Genomic DNA, 2589 nt, shown 5'->3' with positions numbered 1-2589 from the left:
GATGCGGTCACGGTAGCCATTGCGATAGGCCTGGCGCTCCCCGTTGCGCTCGTGCAAGTCAGCCCCGATCTGGTTGGTGACCTCGCACTCCATCAGGTCAGCGAGCACCGACTCCACCAGTGCGCGTAGGAAATCACCTCCACCTTGTTGCTTCAACCGCTCCACAAATGCCATGCTGTCGTTGGCCATCGAGTTCTCCATTGGGTAAGTCTGATTCTTCGCAAAATCGACCTTACCGGAGTTCTTCGATGGCCTTCTACCATCGGCCTGCATTTACACCACTTCCGTGGACTCTATCCTCGAAACGGATGCGAAGCTTGCCGAACCCAGCCAGCCAAGCATGGGTGCGTTCGACCACCCTGCGGTGCCGTCCCAGTTTTTCGCGGTTTTCCACTCCACGACGGGCAATGCGGGCCTGAATGCCGCGTCGAGCCAAGTGCTCACGACAGCGGCGGAAGTCATACCCCTTGTCGGCATGCAGCTTGTCTGGTCGCCGCCTCGGACGACCGGGTAAGCCGGGCACTGCGGGAATGGCATCCACTAGGGGGGCGAACACCATCGAGTCATGGCGATTGGCTCCGGTGATGCTCAGCGCCAGAGGAATGCCGCGCCGGTCGACGATGATGTGTCGCTTGCTGCCCAATTTGCCCCGGTCGGTGGGGTTGGGGCCCGTTTCCTGGCCCCCCGGGCTGGCGACACTCGCCCCATCGATACTGGCTCGGCTCCAGTCAATCTGGTCGCATTGACGCAGTTGGGTCAAAAGCGCCAGATGTAAGCGGTCCCAGAGACCTCTTGCTTGCCAGTCACGCAGACGTCGCCAGCAGGTCATGCCGCTGACAAAGCCCAGTTCCTGCGGGAGATCCTCCCAAGAAATGCCAGTGGTGAGGACGAACAGGATGCCATTCATGGCCGCCCGGTCATCAAGGCGAGGACGGCCGCCCCGGCGGGAACGAGCTGGCGACGACAGTAACGGTTGCAACGATTTCCAGAGCTTTTGGCTGACAACACTTCGCTTCATGCCCACCAGATGGGGTATTACGACCTCGGCATCAAGCAGGTTTTGTTAGCGACTCTAAGCCATGCTCAAGTCAGCATCAGCATCAACGTACCGGTATATCCGAATCTGGTCCTGGTGCCAGGCTATCCTGTCTACTACTACCCCGGCGCCAGATCGAACTACTTTTTCTACGACGGCCTGTACTGGGTGTTCCAGGGCGGCAACTGGTATGAGAGCAGTTGGTACAACGGGCCTTGGCAGTGGATCGGACCGGACTATGTACCGCTGTACTTGTTGCGCGTGCCGGTGCGTTACTACCGCTACCCTCCGCCTTATTTTCGCGGCTGGCGTATCGATCAGCCTCCGCGTTGGGGGGATCACTGGGGGCATAGCTGGGCAGCGCGTCGACAAGGGTGGGACCATTGGAATCACTACGCGGCCCCCGCTCCCGCGCCGTTGCCGCTTTACCAGCGACAGTGCACAGGGAGCCGTTACCCTCACACGGTCGAACAACAGCATTCGATACGCGCTCAGAGCTACCACTATCAACCACGAGAAGCGATAACGCGGCAAAGTACCCTGGCACCAGCGCATTCGGCCAACCCGGCGGCGCCACATCAACCGGCCCCGGGCTGGCCGCCAAATCAGCCGTGGCAGCAGCAAGGCAACTCCGACCACTCGCAAGGCGCCCCCCCATCAACAGCGCCCAGCGAACCCTCAGCAACATCAACCGGGTGGTCCGGGCAATGCGCAGGGCGAACCACATCAACAGGGACCTGAGCACCAGCGCCCTTATCAGCAGCAATGAATGTGTCTGCGGGGGCATTCAATCACTGGCCAGTTTGGCCGGCTCAATGAGCTAGGGCTTGGCTGAAGCAAACCACCCTTGCACATAAGGCCCCGACGATCATAAGGAGATCGCCATGAAATTGACTCGACAAATCGCGTTACTTCTGCTGGCAGCAGCCCTCGGAGGCTGTTTCTGGGGGCCGGGCTACCTATAGAGACGAAGGCTATGACCATGGCTGTGGCTATGACCATAACGGAGAAAGATACGGCCACGGTGACCACGGCATGAATGGAGGCGGACAGCGCCCACTGGAAGACCAAGGTCGACAAGACAGTGACCACCGAGGCTACTGATCTCTGTTTGTATGAACCATGGCCGTCTCGTTATTGATAACGGTTGGCCAAGTTGGACGGCCTCTTGGGATGGCGGGGTGCACCGGCCAGCGTGCGCGCCCCTCTGAATGGTGTCAATGTTCGCTCTGAGGCTGCACTAATCTGGGGCGTTTCACGCCCCCGAGCGCCCCTTCTGTGAAACAGAGGGGTTTTTTGCAACCGACAAGGATGGATTCGTTCATTAGGGAGCTGAGATTGGGCAACAGACCCTGGGCCCATCTCGTTCGTCACCTGAAGAGCTACGCGGCCAACGGGGCGCTCGTCTTTGCGGATTCCGGCGAATCTGGACAGTCATTCCAGCTCAATCTGGACACTACGAGCGTAGCGTCGCGAGGTAGGACGACGTTTTACTCCTGAGCCGCCTCCACCGTCAAACAGCTGCGCTTCTTGCGCAGTGAATCGCCCTTGAG

The 2589-nt window shown here is 59.7% G+C and carries 2 protein-coding genes; both read right to left on the bottom strand.

Features of this window, described 5'->3' with window-relative positions; all coding sequences use genetic code 11:
• On the bottom strand, nucleotides 1-189 hold a 189-nt coding region (locus tag QU481_RS23595), incomplete at its 3' end, for a transposase (protein WP_289832379.1).
• A gap of 67 nt (nucleotides 190-256) precedes the next feature.
• Nucleotides 257-1018, bottom strand: coding sequence for an IS5 family transposase (locus QU481_RS23590; protein ID WP_435382758.1), 762 nt, complete (start codon nucleotides 1016-1018; stop codon nucleotides 257-259).
• Between the last annotated feature and the right edge of the window lie 1571 nt (nucleotides 1019-2589).

Source organism: Crenobacter oryzisoli, assembly GCF_030385785.1.
In the GTDB taxonomy this organism is placed as follows: domain Bacteria; phylum Pseudomonadota; class Gammaproteobacteria; order Burkholderiales; family Chromobacteriaceae; genus Crenobacter_A; species Crenobacter_A oryzisoli.
This window is presented reverse-complemented; position numbering and strand designations above follow the sequence as displayed.